Source organism: Luteimonas colneyensis (genome assembly GCF_014836665.1).
GTDB classification, from domain to species: domain Bacteria; phylum Pseudomonadota; class Gammaproteobacteria; order Xanthomonadales; family Xanthomonadaceae; genus Luteimonas; species Luteimonas colneyensis.
In genome coordinates this window covers 64,126-77,084 of the sequence record NZ_JACSQJ010000003.1, presented here as the reverse complement: position 1 = coordinate 77,084, position 12,959 = coordinate 64,126, and the positions used below count along the sequence as shown (strand labels likewise).

Annotated in this window: 15 protein-coding genes; 8 read left to right on the top strand and 7 right to left on the bottom strand. The window is 72.3% G+C overall.

Going from position 1 to position 12,959, the window contains the following annotated elements; all coding sequences use genetic code 11:
* Positions 1 to 19 precede the first annotated feature (19 nt).
* Positions 20 to 1,114, top strand: a complete 1,095-nt coding sequence (locus H9645_RS07300) for an NAD(P) transhydrogenase subunit alpha (RefSeq protein ID WP_191729047.1) — start codon at positions 20 to 22, stop codon at positions 1,112 to 1,114.
* A gap of 79 nt (positions 1,115 to 1,193) precedes the next feature.
* Here H9645_RS07300 and H9645_RS07295 read toward each other — a convergent pair whose 3' ends face one another.
* From H9645_RS07295 to H9645_RS07285, 3 genes are read right to left on the bottom strand one after another with little or no spacing between them, the layout of a single operon-like run.
* A complete protein-coding gene (locus tag H9645_RS07295) occupies positions 1,194 to 1,661 on the bottom strand; it encodes a DUF3106 domain-containing protein (RefSeq protein ID WP_191729046.1) in 468 nt (155 codons plus the stop codon).
* Between the two features lie 5 nt (positions 1,662 to 1,666).
* Positions 1,667 to 2,050 carry a hypothetical protein gene (locus tag H9645_RS07290; RefSeq protein WP_189498869.1) on the bottom strand — a complete coding sequence of 128 codons (384 nt, stop codon included), beginning with the start codon at positions 2,048 to 2,050 and terminating at the stop codon, positions 1,667 to 1,669.
* Positions 2,047 to 2,619, bottom strand: a complete 573-nt coding sequence (locus H9645_RS07285) for an RNA polymerase sigma factor (RefSeq protein ID WP_425490221.1) — start codon at positions 2,617 to 2,619, stop codon at positions 2,047 to 2,049. The genes H9645_RS07290 and H9645_RS07285 overlap by 4 nt, the downstream gene beginning before the upstream one ends.
* 165 nt (positions 2,620 to 2,784) lie before the next feature.
* Here H9645_RS07285 and H9645_RS07280 point away from each other — a divergent pair, with 165 nt between their 5' ends.
* Positions 2,785 to 3,105, top strand: a complete 321-nt coding sequence (locus H9645_RS07280) for an NAD(P) transhydrogenase subunit alpha part 2 (RefSeq protein WP_191729045.1) — start codon at positions 2,785 to 2,787, stop codon at positions 3,103 to 3,105.
* Positions 3,102 to 4,499 (top strand): NAD(P)(+) transhydrogenase (Re/Si-specific) subunit beta, encoded by a 1,398-nt coding sequence (locus H9645_RS07275; protein ID WP_191729044.1) that lies wholly within the window; start codon positions 3,102 to 3,104, stop codon positions 4,497 to 4,499. The genes H9645_RS07280 and H9645_RS07275 overlap by 4 nt, the downstream gene beginning before the upstream one ends.
* 105 nt (positions 4,500 to 4,604) lie before the next feature.
* Here H9645_RS07275 and H9645_RS07270 read toward each other — a convergent pair whose 3' ends face one another.
* Positions 4,605 to 4,988, bottom strand: coding sequence for a hypothetical protein (locus tag H9645_RS07270; RefSeq protein WP_191729043.1), 384 nt, complete (start codon positions 4,986 to 4,988; stop codon positions 4,605 to 4,607).
* Positions 4,989 to 5,097: 109 nt separating this feature from the next.
* Between H9645_RS07270 and sufT the strand changes: the two genes are divergently transcribed.
* The 3 genes from sufT to H9645_RS07255 all read left to right on the top strand — a co-directional run bounded on the left by sufT (position 5,098) and on the right by H9645_RS07255 (position 9,417).
* Positions 5,098 to 5,649 carry a putative Fe-S cluster assembly protein SufT gene (gene sufT, locus H9645_RS07265; RefSeq protein ID WP_191729042.1) on the top strand — a complete coding sequence of 184 codons (552 nt, stop codon included), beginning with the start codon at positions 5,098 to 5,100 and terminating at the stop codon, positions 5,647 to 5,649.
* Between the two features lie 255 nt (positions 5,650 to 5,904).
* The gene (locus H9645_RS07260) at positions 5,905 to 7,959 is read left to right on the top strand and encodes a S8 family peptidase (protein WP_191729041.1); all 2,055 of its coding nucleotides are present in this window, start codon (positions 5,905 to 5,907) and stop codon (positions 7,957 to 7,959) included.
* Between the two features lie 135 nt (positions 7,960 to 8,094).
* Entirely contained in the window at positions 8,095 to 9,417 is a 1,323-nt protein-coding gene (locus H9645_RS07255; RefSeq protein ID WP_191729040.1) for a M20/M25/M40 family metallo-hydrolase, read from the top strand.
* A 24-nt stretch (positions 9,418 to 9,441) separates the two neighbouring features.
* On the opposite strand, the gene H9645_RS07250 is transcribed toward H9645_RS07255, so the two are convergent.
* From H9645_RS07250 to wrbA, 3 genes are read right to left on the bottom strand one after another with little or no spacing between them, the layout of a single operon-like run.
* Positions 9,442 to 9,927, bottom strand: a complete 486-nt coding sequence (locus H9645_RS07250) for an asparaginase domain-containing protein (protein ID WP_191729039.1) — start codon at positions 9,925 to 9,927, stop codon at positions 9,442 to 9,444.
* Positions 9,928 to 9,984: 57 nt separating this feature from the next.
* On the bottom strand, positions 9,985 to 10,347 hold the full coding sequence (locus H9645_RS07245) for a DUF2069 domain-containing protein (protein ID WP_191729038.1): 363 nt from the start codon (positions 10,345 to 10,347) through the stop codon (positions 9,985 to 9,987).
* A complete protein-coding gene (wrbA, locus tag H9645_RS07240; protein WP_191729037.1) occupies positions 10,347 to 10,937 on the bottom strand; it encodes an NAD(P)H:quinone oxidoreductase in 591 nt (196 codons plus the stop codon). The genes H9645_RS07245 and wrbA overlap by 1 nt, the downstream gene beginning before the upstream one ends.
* Positions 10,938 to 11,024: 87 nt before the next feature.
* On the opposite strand from wrbA, the gene H9645_RS07235 reads away from it, so the two are divergent.
* Positions 11,025 to 12,293 carry a YihY family inner membrane protein gene (locus tag H9645_RS07235; RefSeq protein WP_191729036.1) on the top strand — a complete coding sequence of 423 codons (1,269 nt, stop codon included), beginning with the start codon at positions 11,025 to 11,027 and terminating at the stop codon, positions 12,291 to 12,293.
* Positions 12,290 to 12,931 (top strand): TlpA family protein disulfide reductase, encoded by a 642-nt coding sequence (locus H9645_RS07230; RefSeq protein ID WP_191729035.1) that lies wholly within the window; start codon positions 12,290 to 12,292, stop codon positions 12,929 to 12,931. Before H9645_RS07235 ends, H9645_RS07230 begins: the two co-directional genes overlap by 4 nt.
* The last annotated feature ends 28 nt before the right edge of the window (positions 12,932 to 12,959 follow it).

Below are 12,959 nucleotides of genomic sequence, written 5' to 3'. Positions count from 1 at the left end.
GCATCGCCGGGAGCGGGGAATGGCAGTGAGGATCGGCATCGCGCGTGAGACCGCGCCGGGTGAGCGTCGCGTCGCGATCACGCCGGAAACCTGCAGGAAGCTCGTCGCCCTCGGGGCGGCGGTCACCGTCGAGCGCGGCCTCGGCCGCCACGCCCACTTCGCCGACGAGGCCTACGTGGCCGCAGGCGCCGTGCTGGCCGACGACGCGGCCGCCGCGTTGGCCGGGGCCGACCTCGTGCTGTGCGTGCAGGCGCCGCCCCCGGCGCTGCTGGCGACGCTGCGCGAAGGCGCCGCGATCATCGGTCAGCTGCAGCCGGACGCCGATCCGGCGCGTGCGGAGGCGATCCGCGCCGGCGGCCTGGTCGCCTTCCCGCTGGAACGCCTGCCGCGCACCACGCGCGCCCAGGCCATGGACATCCTCAGCTCGCAGGCCGGCATGGCCGGCTACAAGGCGGTGCTGATCGCGGCGCAGCTGGCGCCGCGCTTCTTTCCCATGCTCACCACCGCGGCGGGCACGATCCGTCCGTCGAAGGTGCTGGTGATCGGTGCTGGCGTGGCCGGCCTGCAGGCGGTCGCGACCGCGCGCAGGCTCGGTGCCCAGGTCGAGTGCTTCGACGTGCGCCCGGAGACCCGCGAGCAGATCGAATCGCTCGGCGGCCGCTTCCTGGACCTGGGCGTCAGCGCGGTCGGCGAGGGCGGCTACGCGCGCGCGCTGACCGACGAGGAGCGCGCCGAACAGCAGAAGCGCCTTGGCGAGCATCTGCGGGGCATCGACACCATCGTCTGCACGGCGGCGGTGCCCGGGCGGCCGGCACCGAAGATCATCACCGCGCGCATGGTCGATGGCATGGCGGCCGGCAGCGTCATCGTCGACCTGGCCGCCGAGACCGGCGGCAACTGCGAGCTGACGAGGCCGGGCGAGACCATCGACGCGGGCGGGGTCACGATCGCGGGCCCGCTCGACCTGGCCAGCAGCGGCGCCGTGCACGCCAGCGAGATGTTCGCGCGCAACGTCTTCAACTTCGCCAGCCTGCTGGTGTCCGACGGCGCGCTGGTGCTGGACTGGGACGACGAACTGGTGGCGAAGACCGCCTGGCCGCCGCGCGAGGGCTGAGGCGCCGTCCAGCCGTCCGTCGCGTGACGGGTGGACAGGGCGCGGCGCAGGCGGCCGGCCGCGGGTCAGCGGCCGCGGGTCAGCGGCCGCGGGGCGGCGCCGGCGGCCCGGACGCTTCGGGCGGAGCCGGATGGGCCTCGACCCAGGCGCGGCGCTGCTCCCGTGTCATTGCGCCCCACTCCTTGCGCAGGGCGTCGCGCTCGGCTTCGGGCAGGGTCCGCATGTGCGCGTAGAGCGCGCGCAGGGCCTCGCGCTTGTCCGGGTCCATCTGCCGCCAGCGTTCGGCGCCGCGGCGCGCGCGCTCGCGCTGTTCGGGCGCCATCTGCTGCCAGCGCTCGGCGTGTTCGAGCATGCGCGCGCGCTTGCCGGGGTGGTCGTCCCAGCGCTGGCGCAGGGGTGCGATCAGCGCCTCGCGCTGTGCCGCGCTGAGCTGGTCCCAGGCCGGCAGGGCGGCGTCCCCGTGCTCCTGGGCGGCGGCGGGCAGCGCGATGGTGGCAAGCGCCAGCAGCAGCGCGGCGGTGGCGGATCGGATGCGGATGTTCGGCATGGTGCTCACTCCATGGCCAGGATCAGGCTGTCCTGCGAGGCCAGCCACAGGTACAGGTCGGGGTCTTCGTCCAGCGCGGCCAGGCCGTCGTCCCAGGCCGCGGCGTCCGCCGCTGCGCTGGCCGCGGCCAGTGACGGCGGGGAATCGCCGGCCGGCACGCTGTCCAGGCCGGGCTGGCGCAGGCCGATGCCCAGGGCGAAGACCGCGGCCAGGCCCGCCGCCAGCCACCAGCCGCCGGCGCGCCCGGCGCTGCGCGCCGGCGTGGCCGCGGGGGCGGCGTTGGCGCGGCGCACGCGCAGCTCGTACAGCGTGCGCGCCGGCACCTGCTCCACCGCCTGCGCATGCAGGGCACGGATCCTGCGGTCGAAGTCGTCGTGCATGTCGTTCATCGGAAATCCTCCAGCTGCTTCTGCAGCGCGTCGCGCGCACGCGACAGGTGTGTCTTGACCGAACCCTCGCTGCAGCCCATGACGCGCGCGGTGGTCGCCACGTCGAGTTCCTCCAGCACGCGCAGGGTGAAGGCTTCGCGCTGGCGCCGCGGCAGGGCGCGCAGGGCCGCCACCAGTCCGCCCCAGGCCTCGCGGCCGTCGTGGGCGCGGGACGGGTCGGGTTCGTCCCCGGCCCATTCCACGCCGGCCTCCTGACGCTCGTCCGCGGACGTCATCCAGCCCAGGCGCAGGGTGCGCCGGCGCTGCGCATCGACGATGCGGCTGCGCAGGATGGTCCAGAACAGCGGTGTCCATTCCTCCGCCGGCCTGTCGCGATAGCCCAGCATCTTCACCATCGCGTCCTGGACTGCGTCCAGCGCGTCCTCGCGATGGCGCAGCCCGGCCTCTGCGAAGCGGAAGGCGCGCGCGGCGATGCCGTCGAGAAAGCCCTCCAGCGTCGCAGCGCCGGCGGCTTCGGTCGGGGCGGCGGCGGACAGGGTGGCGGCGTCGGCTGGCATCGCATCCAGCATAGCCACCTCCGTGCCGCCGCGATGTGGCTGCAGGCTGCCGTCCATCCGCGCGCATCCAGTGGGGTCGGGAAGGACAACGCACGCGGGCCCGGACGGTTGACAGCGGCAGTGGCGGTGCGGGTCCGGACGGTTATGATCAGGCCGGGCAGCCCGGGGAGAACGCGTGTGGCCGATGGATTCGTTGCGCTGTACATCTTCATGCTGGCGGCGATCGCCGGCCACGTGATCATCTCGCGGGTGCCGGTGATCCTGCACACGCCGCTGATGTCGGGGTCGAACTTCATCCACGGCATCGTGCTGATCGGCGCGATGGTGGTGCTGGGGCACGCCGACACCACGCTGGAGAAGGCAATCGGCTTCCTCGCCGTGCTGATGGGTGCCGGCAACGCCGCCGGCGGCTACGTCGTCACCGAGCGCATGCTCGAGATGTTCAAGCCGAGCGACCGCGCCAAGGCCGGCAAGGGCGGCAAGGAGGGCGGCGCATGAGCGGCGAGGCCATCCTGCTGCTGGTGATCAAGGCCAGCTACCTGGTCGCGGCCACCCTGTTCCTGCTCGGCCTGCAGCGCATGGCGTCGCCGCGCACGGCGCGCAGCGGCATCCAGTGGGCCGGCGTCGGCATGGTGCTGGCCACGCTGGTCACCTTCTTCATCCCGGGCCTGCAGAACATCGCGCTGATGCTGGTCGCGGTCGCGCTGGGTACGGTGCTGGCCTGGGTCTCGGGCAAGAAGGTCGCGATCACCGACATGCCGCAGATGGTGGCGCTGTACAACGGCCTGGGCGGCGGCTCCGCGGCGGCGATCGGTGCGGTCGAGCTGCTGCGCTGGACCTCGGCCGGGCAGGCGCCCGGGGTGGTCGTCCCGGTGCTGGCGCTGCTGGGCGCGCTGATCGGCTCGGTGGCGCTGTCCGGCTCGATCATCGCCTGGGCCAAGCTCGACGGGCGCATGGACAAGCGCTACAGCTTCCCGGGCATGCAGCTGTTCAACGCCGCGGTGTTCCTGGCGGCGCTGGTGCTGGGCGGGCTGCTGCTGCGCTCGCTGGGCGTGCCGCTGGTCGTGGCCTTCTTCGTCGCCGCGCTGGCGCTGGGCGTGCTGATGACCCTGCCGATCGGCGGCGCCGACATGCCGGTGGTGATCTCGCTGTACAACGCGCTGACCGGCCTCGCGGTGGCCTTCGAGGGCTACGTGCTCGGCAACGAGGCGCTGATCATCGCCGGCACCATGGTCGGCGCGGCCGGCATGCTGCTGACGCGGCTGATGGCCAAGGCCATGAACCGTTCGATCGGCAGCGTGCTGTTTTCCAGCTTCGGTGCGACCGGCGAGGCCGCCGAGATCACCGGCAGCCAGAAGCCCATCGACGCCGCCGACGTGGCCGCGATGATGGCCTACGCCGAGCGCGTGGTGATCGTGCCCGGCTACGGCATGGCCGTGGCTCAGGCCCAGCACAAGATCTGGGAGCTGAGCCAGCGCCTGATCGAGCGCGGGGTGAAGGTGCGCTTCGCGATCCACCCGGTGGCGGGCCGCATGCCCGGGCACATGAACGTGCTGCTGGCCGAGGCCGGCGTGCCCTACGACCTGATCGTCGACATGGACGACATCAACCCCGAGTTCCGCAACACCGACGTCAGCCTGGTGATCGGCGCCAACGACGTGGTCAACCCGGTCGCGAAGACCGACCCGGCCAGCCCGATCTACGGCATGCCGATCCTCGACGTGGTCGAGTCGAAGAACACGATCGTGATCAAGCGCGGAAAGGGTCGCGGCTTCGCCGGCATCGAGAACGCGCTCTTCTACGCCGACAACACGCGGATGCTCTACGGCGACGGCGCCGAGGTGGCGAACGCGCTGGTGGGCGAGCTCAAGGCGCTCGACGGCGGGCACTAGGCGCCCGGACCTGCGCGCGCGGCTGTCGCCGCGAAATACCGGGTCCGCGCCGGAGCGGTTGCGGCTGCCGCACCGCTCCGGCAGCGTCGCGTGGGTGGCGCGTCCTCAGCGGCCCCAGGCCGCGGCCACCACCAGCCCGGCCGCAAGCCAGGCGAGGTCCACCGCGCCGTTGGCCATGCGCAGCAGCAGCCAGCCGTGCTCCGCGCCCAGCCGGATGATCGAATCCCAGGGCGGCAGCCCCAGCATGCGGCCGACCTGGTCCGCGGCGATGCCCCAGTTGGCGAGCGCGATCGCCAGCAGCGTCGCCATTACCGCCCAGGCTGCGCGCGCCGCGCCGGGCCGATAGCCGCCCATGCGCAGCAGCAGCAGCGCGTCGACGGCGGCGACCACCGCCATCCAGCTCGACTGGCGGCCGGTCGCCTGGGCGACCAGCACCCACGCGGCCGCGATGCCAATGCTGCCGGCCAGCGCCAGTGCCAGCGCCGTCATGGGCCGGGATCGGATGGGGGGCATGGAACGCAGCACCGTTCGGGGCGGTACAGGATAGCCTCCCGCCGGACGTTAGAATGGCGGACCTGTCCGACGACTTCGAATCCGCATGTACTCCCGCAACAGCGAACCCGTGCGCCTGGAGCGCGACTGCGCCGCCGTGCTCGTCCCGCAGGGCGACGAGGTCACGCTGCCCGCGGGCAGCGTCGGCTACATCACCCAGGCGCTGGGTGGCAGCTTCACGGTCTTCGTCGAGGGCAACCTCTTCCGCATCGCCGGCAACGACGCCGATGCGATCGGCAAGGAGCCGCCGGAGCCGCTGGAGCTGGAGGAAGGCGCCGACGACGCGGCGGTGGAGCGCCTGGTGTGGAGCCAGATGCGCACCTGCTTCGATCCCGAGATCCCGATCAATATCGTCGACCTGGGCCTGGTGTACGAGGCCGGCGTGCGGCACCGCGACGACGGCCAGCGCCTGGTCGAAGTCCGGATGACCCTGACCGCGCCCGGCTGCGGCATGGGTGAGATCCTGGTCGACGACGTGCGCACCAAGCTGGAGATGATCCCGACGGTCGCCGAGGCCGACGTCGAGCTGGTGTTCGACCCGCCGTGGACCCGCAACATGATGTCCGAGGCCGCGCGCCTGGAGACCGGGATGTTCTGAGCGGGCGGGCGCAAGGCCCATCGCGCCTGGCCCGCGGTATCAATGTCAGGAACTGTGACCAGCGGCACGGGATGTGGCGCCGGATGAGACCTGTTCCCGCTTGTGGTCGGTCGAGGTGTCGCTTAGCGTCACTTTGCGGACGAAATGTGTCAGTCCGCCGTTTCCGGCGGCTGCCACGAAGGGGGAGGGGTTTCCCGGAGCGGCGCCGTCGGCCCGCCGCCCCCGCGGCACACCTCCGTTCCGGGAACATCATCCATGACCGACGCAATGCTCCGCCGCGCGCGCATCCACGCCCTCGCGCTGGCCACCACCGCGGCCCTGTCGTCCCTGGCCATCGCCCCCGCCCTGGCCACTGAACGCCTCGATCTCAGCGGCCTGAAGTCCGCCGACCAGCACGATCGATTCATCGTCAAGTACGTCGACGGCAGTCCCGAACAGGCCGGCGCGAAGGCGCGCGATGCCGCCCTGCGGGCCGCCGCCGGCGCGGTACCCGCCGCCGCGCGGCGCGCACCGCTGGCCCTGCGCCACGAGCGCCGCATGGCCGTCGGCGCCGAAGTCATCACCACCAGCCGCAAGCTCGACCGCGTCGAGGCCGAGAGCCTGATGCGCCAGATCGCGGCCAACCCGAACGTGGAATACGTCGAGGTCGACAAGCTCAACACGCTGGTCATGACCCCGAACGACACCATGTTCTCGCAGCAGTGGGGCTATGGCACCGGCCCCGGCGGCATCCGCGCCACCCAGGCCTGGGACACCACCAGCGGCGCCGGCACCGTGGTCGCGGTTCTCGACACCGGCATCGCCAGCCACAGCGACCTCAACGCCAACGTGCTGCCGGGCTACGACTTCATTTCCGATACCTCGGTGGCCGGCGACGGCAACGGCCGCGACAGCGACGCCAGCGATCCCGGCGACTACTCCGGCGGCTATGCGTCCAGCTGGCACGGCACCCACGTGGCCGGCACGGTGGCCGCGGTGACCAACAACGGCAAGGGCGTGGCCGGGACGGCCTATGGCGCCAAGGTCGTGCCGGTGCGCGTGCTCGGCCGCGGCGGCGGCTACGACTCCGACATCGCCGACGCGGTGATCTGGGCCTCGGGTGGCTCGGTCAGCGGCGTGCCGGCCAATGCCAACCCGGCCGAGGCGATCAACCTCAGCCTGGGCGGCTCCGGCAGCTGCGGCAGCGCCATGCAGAGCGCGATCAACGGCGCCGTGGGCCGCGGCTCGACGATCGTCATCGCCGCCGGCAACAGCAACGCCAACACCTCGGGCTTCTCGCCCGCGAACTGCAGCAACGTCATCGCCGTCGGCTCGATCACCAGCACCGGCGCGCGCTCGAGCTTCTCCAACTACGGCGCGATCGTCGACATCGCCGCGCCCGGTTCGAACATCCAGTCCACGCTCAACAGCGGCAGCCAGGGCCCGGGCGCCGAAAGCTATGCCAGCTACAGCGGCACCTCGATGGCGGCGCCGCACGTCGCCGGCGTGGTCGCGCTGATCCAGTCGGTGTCGAACCCGGCGAAGACGCCGGCCCAGGTCGAGGCGCTGATCAAGAGCACGGCACGGGCCTTCCCGTCCACGCCCTCGCAGCCGATCGGCGCCGGCATCATCGATGCGAAGGCCGCCGTGGACGCGGCCTCGGGCGGCGGTGGCGGCGATCCGGACCCGGGTCCGGGCGACGGCGTGCTCCAGAACGGGACGCCGGTGGCCGTGTCCGGTGCTTCGGGCAGCACGCAGTACTGGACGGTCACCGTGCCAGCGGGCGCCACCGGGCTCAACATCGCCACCGCAGGCGGCACCGGCGACCTGGACCTGTACGTGCGCTTCGGCTCGCAGCCGACCACGTCCACCTACGATTGCCGGCCGTACCGTTCGGGCAATGCCGAGACCTGCAGCTTCGCCACGCCGCAGGCCGGCACCTACCACGTGATGCTGCGCGGCTATTCGGCGTACTCGGGCGCCACCCTGACCGCCAGCTACAGCACCGGTGGCGGCGGTGGCGGCAACACGCTGCAGAACGGCGTGCCGGTGACCGGCCTGTCGGGCGCGGCGTCGAGCGAGCGCCGCTACACCATCCAGGTGCCGGCGGGCCGCAGCCAGCTGCGCGTGCAGATGTCGGGCGGCACCGGCGACGCGGACCTCTATGTGCGACAGGGATCCGCCCCGACCACCACCAGCTATACCTGCCGGCCGTACCGTGCGGGCAACGCCGAGACCTGCACCATCAACAGCCCGGCCGCCGGAACCTGGCACGTCATGGTGCGCGGCTACAGCGCGTACTCGGGCGTGAGCCTGGTCGGCAGCTACTGACCGCGGGCGAGTGACGGGCGGCGGACGGGGCGATCCCGTCCGCCGCCTTGTTGTTTCCGGGGGCACGTCCGCCCCTGAGGCATGCAATCATCGACGCCGGGGCATCGACCGGGAGAAGACATGCGGATCCACCTGATGGCACTGCGGCTGGCAGCCGCCTGCGCGCTGCTGGCGACCGGCGCTGCCACCGCCCACGATAACGGCGCGACCGCGTCCGATCCGATGGCCGAAGTCCACGTGGTTGCCGAACGCGGCACCTTCGAAGCCGCCCTGCGTGATTTCAGCGGCCGCGCGCTGCCCCGTCGCGACGCGGAGGGCAGAGCGCTGGTCCTGGCCACCCTGCGCGAACACCAGCTCGAGGACCTGAGCCGCCACGTGCACGAGGTCGAGCGCCGCTGCGGCGGCTATTTCGCTTTCGCCAGCCGTGCCGAGGCCGAGGCCTTCATCGCCTCCGATGCCGGCGTGCGCGGCCTGCGCGCGCCGCTGCCGGCCTATGCCGTCGCCCACCAGGACATGGTGACGACCTGGCTGGCGCAGGTGTCCGAGCACGGGATACGGGCCACCATCACCCATCTCTCCACTGCCTGGCCGAACCGTTACTACGGCAGCAGCCATGGCCACGCGGCGCCGCTGTGGATCCGCGACCACTGGCTGTCGCTGGCTGCGGGCCGCGCCGACGTCAGTGCGGAGCTGTTCACCGACTGCAGCAATTGTGGCGGCCAGCCCTCGGTGATCCTCACCATCCAGGGCACCGACCTCGCCGACGAGATCGTGGTGCTGGGCGGGCACCTGGACTCGATCTCGAACTCCGGCTGGGGCGAGAACATGGATGCCCCGGGCGCGGACGACGATGCGTCCGGCATCGCCACGCTCACCGAAGTGCTGCGCATCGCCATGGCCGAGGGCTACCGCCCGCGGCGCACGGTGATGTTCATGGGCTATGCGGCCGAGGAGGTCGGTCTGCGCGGCTCGCGCGCCATCGCGCAGCGCTTCGCCGGCGAGGGGCGCAACGTCGTGGGCGTGCTGCAGATGGACATGACCAACTACCGCTCGCCCGGTTCGACCACCGACATCCGGGTGATGACCGACAATTCGCACCCGCAGCTGGTGCAGTTCCTGCGCGACCTGTTCGACGCCTACCTGGCCCCGCTGGGCTACACCCGCGGCGAATCGTCCTGCGGCTACGCCTGCTCCGACCACGCATCGTGGACGCAGGCGGGTTTTCCGGCGGCGATGTACGACGAAGGCCCGTTCTTCCCGCTGCTGCACACGCCCCACGACACCCTGGAGCAGGTCGGCGGGACCGCCCAGCACGCCACCATCATCGCTCGCCTTGGCCTGGCGTTCATGGGCGAGCTGGGCCAGCGCGCCAGGACCCGGCTGCGAGCGCCCGCCGTGCCGCCGCCCTCGGGCCAGCCGCCGCGCATGCGCCAGCCGTCAAGGCCGCCGCGGCCCTGAGCGGCCGGACGTCGCGCGCGCGGGTCAGGCGGCTTCGAAGCGGTTCGCGCTGACGTTCTTGCGGACCTTCAACGGGTCCCAGATGCGCCCGTTCATGGCGATGTACACGCCCGCCGGAAGCGACTGCACCGCGCCCACCGCGGTGCCGATGTTGAACTCGGCGTCGGAACCGCGGAATCGCGCCGGGTTGAGCGCGCCGGTAAGCACGATGGTGCGGCCGTCCAGCGATGCCAGCGCCTTCGCGGTCTCGACCATCGTGTCGGTGCCGTGCGTGACCAGGACGTACCGGGTGGGCTGCGCGGCGATGGTGGCGCGCAGCAGCTCGCGGTCGGCATCGTCGATGTGCAGCGAGTCCTTGCGGATGATCGGGATCACGCGGAAGCGGAACGCCACGCCGAGCTCTTCGAGGATCCGGCCGATCTGCGGCTCGCCCACCTGGAAGTCCGACTTGTCGTCGAAATAGACCTTGTCGATCGTGCCGCCGGTGGTGACGATCAGCAGTTCTTCCATCGCGTGTTCCTCGATTGCGCCAGCCGGGGCCCGCGTCGCGCGGGCCGGGTGCGCATTCTAGTCCTTCGCGGTGCCGCGCTTGCCCCCGCGCCCGCCGAAGCGTGCCTGCAGCCCCGGCCAGCTCGTGGCCGCGACGATGCCCAGGGCCAGCAGCACCTCGCCCAGCGCATAGGCACGGCCGTCCGCGCGCGCCCAGGCCAGCATGACTCCGTGGCAGAACCACCCCAGCGCCAGCACGCCCGACCAGAACGGGGCGGTGCGGCGCCGCGCCAGCACGCCGATCGCCAGCAGCAGCGGCGGCAGCGAGAACACCGCCAGCGCCTGCAGGTAGCGGGCATCACCCGCGAACCAGGCCGCGAACAGCGCGGCCAGCGCCAGCAGCAGCACGGCCAGCAGCCGCCGCGACGTCGCCAGCGGCATCAGCCCAGCCTCGCCGCGAGCGCCGCGATGCGCCGGCCGAGCGCGCGCGCGAGCTTCGCCTCCTCGTCGCTGGGCGCGGGGTCGTTGTCGCCGCCGGCGACGTGGCTGGCGCCGTACGGGGTGCCGCCGGTGCGCGTCGCCGACAGCCCGGGCTCGGTGAACGGGATGCCGGCGATGACGCAGCCGTGGTGCAGCAGCGGCAGCATCATCGTGAGCAGCGTCGACTCCTGGCCGCCGTGCTGGGTGGCGGTCGAGGTGAAGACCGCCGCCGGCTTGCCGACCAGCGTGCCGCTGGCCCATTCGCTGCCGAGTCCGTCGAGGAAGTGCTTCATCGGCGCGGCCATGTTGCCGAAGCGGGTCGGGCTGCCGAGGAGCAGGCCGGCGCAGTCGGACAGGTCGCGGGGCTCGACGTAGGGCGCACCCTCTTCGGGCACCGGCGGCTGCGCCGCCACGGTCACCGGCGCCACCGGCGGCACGGTCCGCAGGCGCGCGGACATGCCCTCGACCTCGCCGATGCCGCGCGCGATCTGGCGCGCCAGCGCGGCCACGGAGCCGCCGCGGCTGTAGTACAGGACCAGGATCTCGGGCATGGCGACTCCTCGGGGGGCCGGGAAGCATAGCCGCAGCGGCCGGGACGCGCTGCGGCGGCGCCGGTGCGATCGGTTAACCTCGCCACGATGGAGCCACTGGACTCGCTCAACCACTGGGCCGACCGCCTGCGCGACCGCGCGCGCGCGATGAGCTTCGCGCGCTTCCTGTGGCGCCGATTCCTCGACGACCGCCTGTTCGAGGCCGCCGGCGCGCTGTCGTTCACCACCACCTTCGCCCTGGTGCCGCTGTCGATGGTGGTGTTCGGCGTGCTGTCGGCGTTCCCGGTGTTCGAGGAGTGGCGCGACCTGCTCAGCGAGTTCGTGTTCGCGAACTTCGTGCCCAGCTCGGCGCAGGGCATCCGCGACTGGCTGATGTCGTTCTCGGAGAACACCGGCAAGCTGACCGCGGTCGGCGTGATCGCGCTGGTGGTGTCGGTGCTGGTGACCCTGGTCGGCATCGAGGCGGCGTTCAACCGCATCTGGCGGGTGCACACCGCGCGGCCCCGGCTGTCGCGCTTTCTCGTGTACTGGACGGTGCTGACCCTGGGCGCGCTGGTCGCCGCGGCCAGCCTGTCGGTGGTCGGGCGGCTGTTCGCGCTGGATGTGTTCCGCAGCAGCGCCGGGCAGTGGCTGCAGGCGGCGCTCCTGGATGCGGCGCCGGTGCTGATCGAATTGCTGGCGTTCGCGATGATCTACCGCGTGGTGCCGCATCGCACGGTGCACTGGCGGCATGCCTTCGCCGGCGCGCTCGTGGCGGTCGTGCTGCTCGAGATCGGCCGGCGGCTGATCAGCTTCTATCTCGGCAGCTTCAACGCCTACCAGAACATCTACGGCGCGGTGGCCTTCGTGCCGATCTTCCTGCTGTGGCTGTATTTCGGCTGGGTCAGCATCCTGCTCGGCGCCTCGTTCGCGGCTTCGGTCTCGGCTTTCCGCTACCAGCCCGCGCACCTGCGCCTGCCGCAGGGCTACGAGCTTTACGCCATGCTGCGCCTGCTCGACCGCTTCCGCGAAGCGCGCACCACCGGCCACGGCCTGCACAGCGACCGGATCCTCGAGTGCGAGCCGGTCCTCACCGACGCCCTGGTGCAGGAGACGCTCGGGCAGCTGGCCTCGATCAACGTGGTGCGCCGCGCCGAGTCGGGCGAATGGCTGCTGGCCCGCGACCTCGACGAACTGAGCCTGGCCGAACTCTACGAAGCCGGCCAGCTGCGCATCCCGATCTCCGAAGCCCACCTGCCGGGCGCCGACGATGCGCGCGGCGCCGCGGTGATCGCCACCATCGACGCGCTGCGCCTGCCGCTGCGCGACCTCCTGCGTCGCCGCGTCGGCGACTGCCTCGACCAGACCCCGGAATGACCGCCATGCCGCTTCGCCACGCGATCGCCACCTGCCTGCTCCTGCTGCTGCTCGCCGCCTGCCAGCGCGACCAGGCGGGTACCGCCGCCGCGCCGGGTGCCGACGCGACGGCCAGGAAGGCGCAGGATGCGGATGCGCCCGCAGGCCGCGATACCGGTGACGCGCAGCCGGCCGGCCCCGGCCGGTCCGACGGCGCTGCCGCTTCAAGCGAGGAATTCCCGGCCCTGGTCGTGACCACGCTCGACGGTGGGCGCTACGACCTGGCCGAACGCCGCGGGCGCTGGGTGGTCGTCAACTTCTGGGCGACCTGGTGCGCGCCCTGCCTCAAGGAGATGCCCGAGCTGTCCGCGCTCGACGCCCTGCGCGAACACGTGGAGGTCATCGGCCTCGCCTACGAGGAGACCGATGCCGACACCCTGCGTGCGTTCCTGGCGAAGCACCCGGTGGTCTATCCGGTCGCCATCGTGAGCACCTACGACCCGCCCGCCGACTTCCCGACGCCGCGGGGCCTGCCGCTGACGGTGCTGGTCGCCCCCGACGGCCGCCGGGTGAAGACCTTCCTGGGCCCGGTCACCGCGCTCGAACTGGAGCAGGCGATCGAGGCCGCGGGCGGTCCCGCGCCGGGCGAGGGCGCCTGAGGCCGGGAGAGTCCGCCCGGGCCCGCAC

Bases quoted from the DNA above. Each gene is read 5' to 3' on its own strand.
- H9645_RS07300 (WP_191729047.1), top strand. From the start codon at position 20: ATGGCAGTGAGGATCGGCATCGCGCGTGAGACCGCGCCGGGTGAGCGT.
- H9645_RS07295 (WP_191729046.1), bottom strand. From the start codon at position 1,661: ATGCCGAACATCCGCATCCGATCCGCCACCGCCGCGCTGCTGCTGGCG.
- H9645_RS07290 (WP_189498869.1), bottom strand. From the start codon at position 2,050: ATGAACGACATGCACGACGACTTCGACCGCAGGATCCGTGCCCTGCAT.
- H9645_RS07285 (WP_425490221.1), bottom strand. From the start codon at position 2,619: ATGCTGGATGCGATGCCAGCCGACGCCGCCACCCTGTCCGCCGCCGCC.
- H9645_RS07275 (WP_191729044.1), top strand. From the start codon at position 3,102: ATGAGCGGCGAGGCCATCCTGCTGCTGGTGATCAAGGCCAGCTACCTG.
- H9645_RS07270 (WP_191729043.1), bottom strand. From the start codon at position 4,988: ATGACGGCGCTGGCACTGGCGCTGGCCGGCAGCATTGGCATCGCGGCC.
- sufT (WP_191729042.1), top strand. From the start codon at position 5,098: ATGTACTCCCGCAACAGCGAACCCGTGCGCCTGGAGCGCGACTGCGCC.
- H9645_RS07260 (WP_191729041.1), top strand. From the start codon at position 5,905: ATGACCGACGCAATGCTCCGCCGCGCGCGCATCCACGCCCTCGCGCTG.
- H9645_RS07255 (WP_191729040.1), top strand. From the start codon at position 8,095: ATGGCACTGCGGCTGGCAGCCGCCTGCGCGCTGCTGGCGACCGGCGCT.
- H9645_RS07250 (WP_191729039.1), bottom strand. From the start codon at position 9,927: ATGGAAGAACTGCTGATCGTCACCACCGGCGGCACGATCGACAAGGTC.
- H9645_RS07245 (WP_191729038.1), bottom strand. From the start codon at position 10,347: ATGCCGCTGGCGACGTCGCGGCGGCTGCTGGCCGTGCTGCTGCTGGCG.
- wrbA (WP_191729037.1), bottom strand. From the start codon at position 10,937: ATGCCCGAGATCCTGGTCCTGTACTACAGCCGCGGCGGCTCCGTGGCC.
- H9645_RS07235 (WP_191729036.1), top strand. From the start codon at position 11,025: ATGGAGCCACTGGACTCGCTCAACCACTGGGCCGACCGCCTGCGCGAC.
- H9645_RS07230 (WP_191729035.1), top strand. From the start codon at position 12,290: ATGACCGCCATGCCGCTTCGCCACGCGATCGCCACCTGCCTGCTCCTG.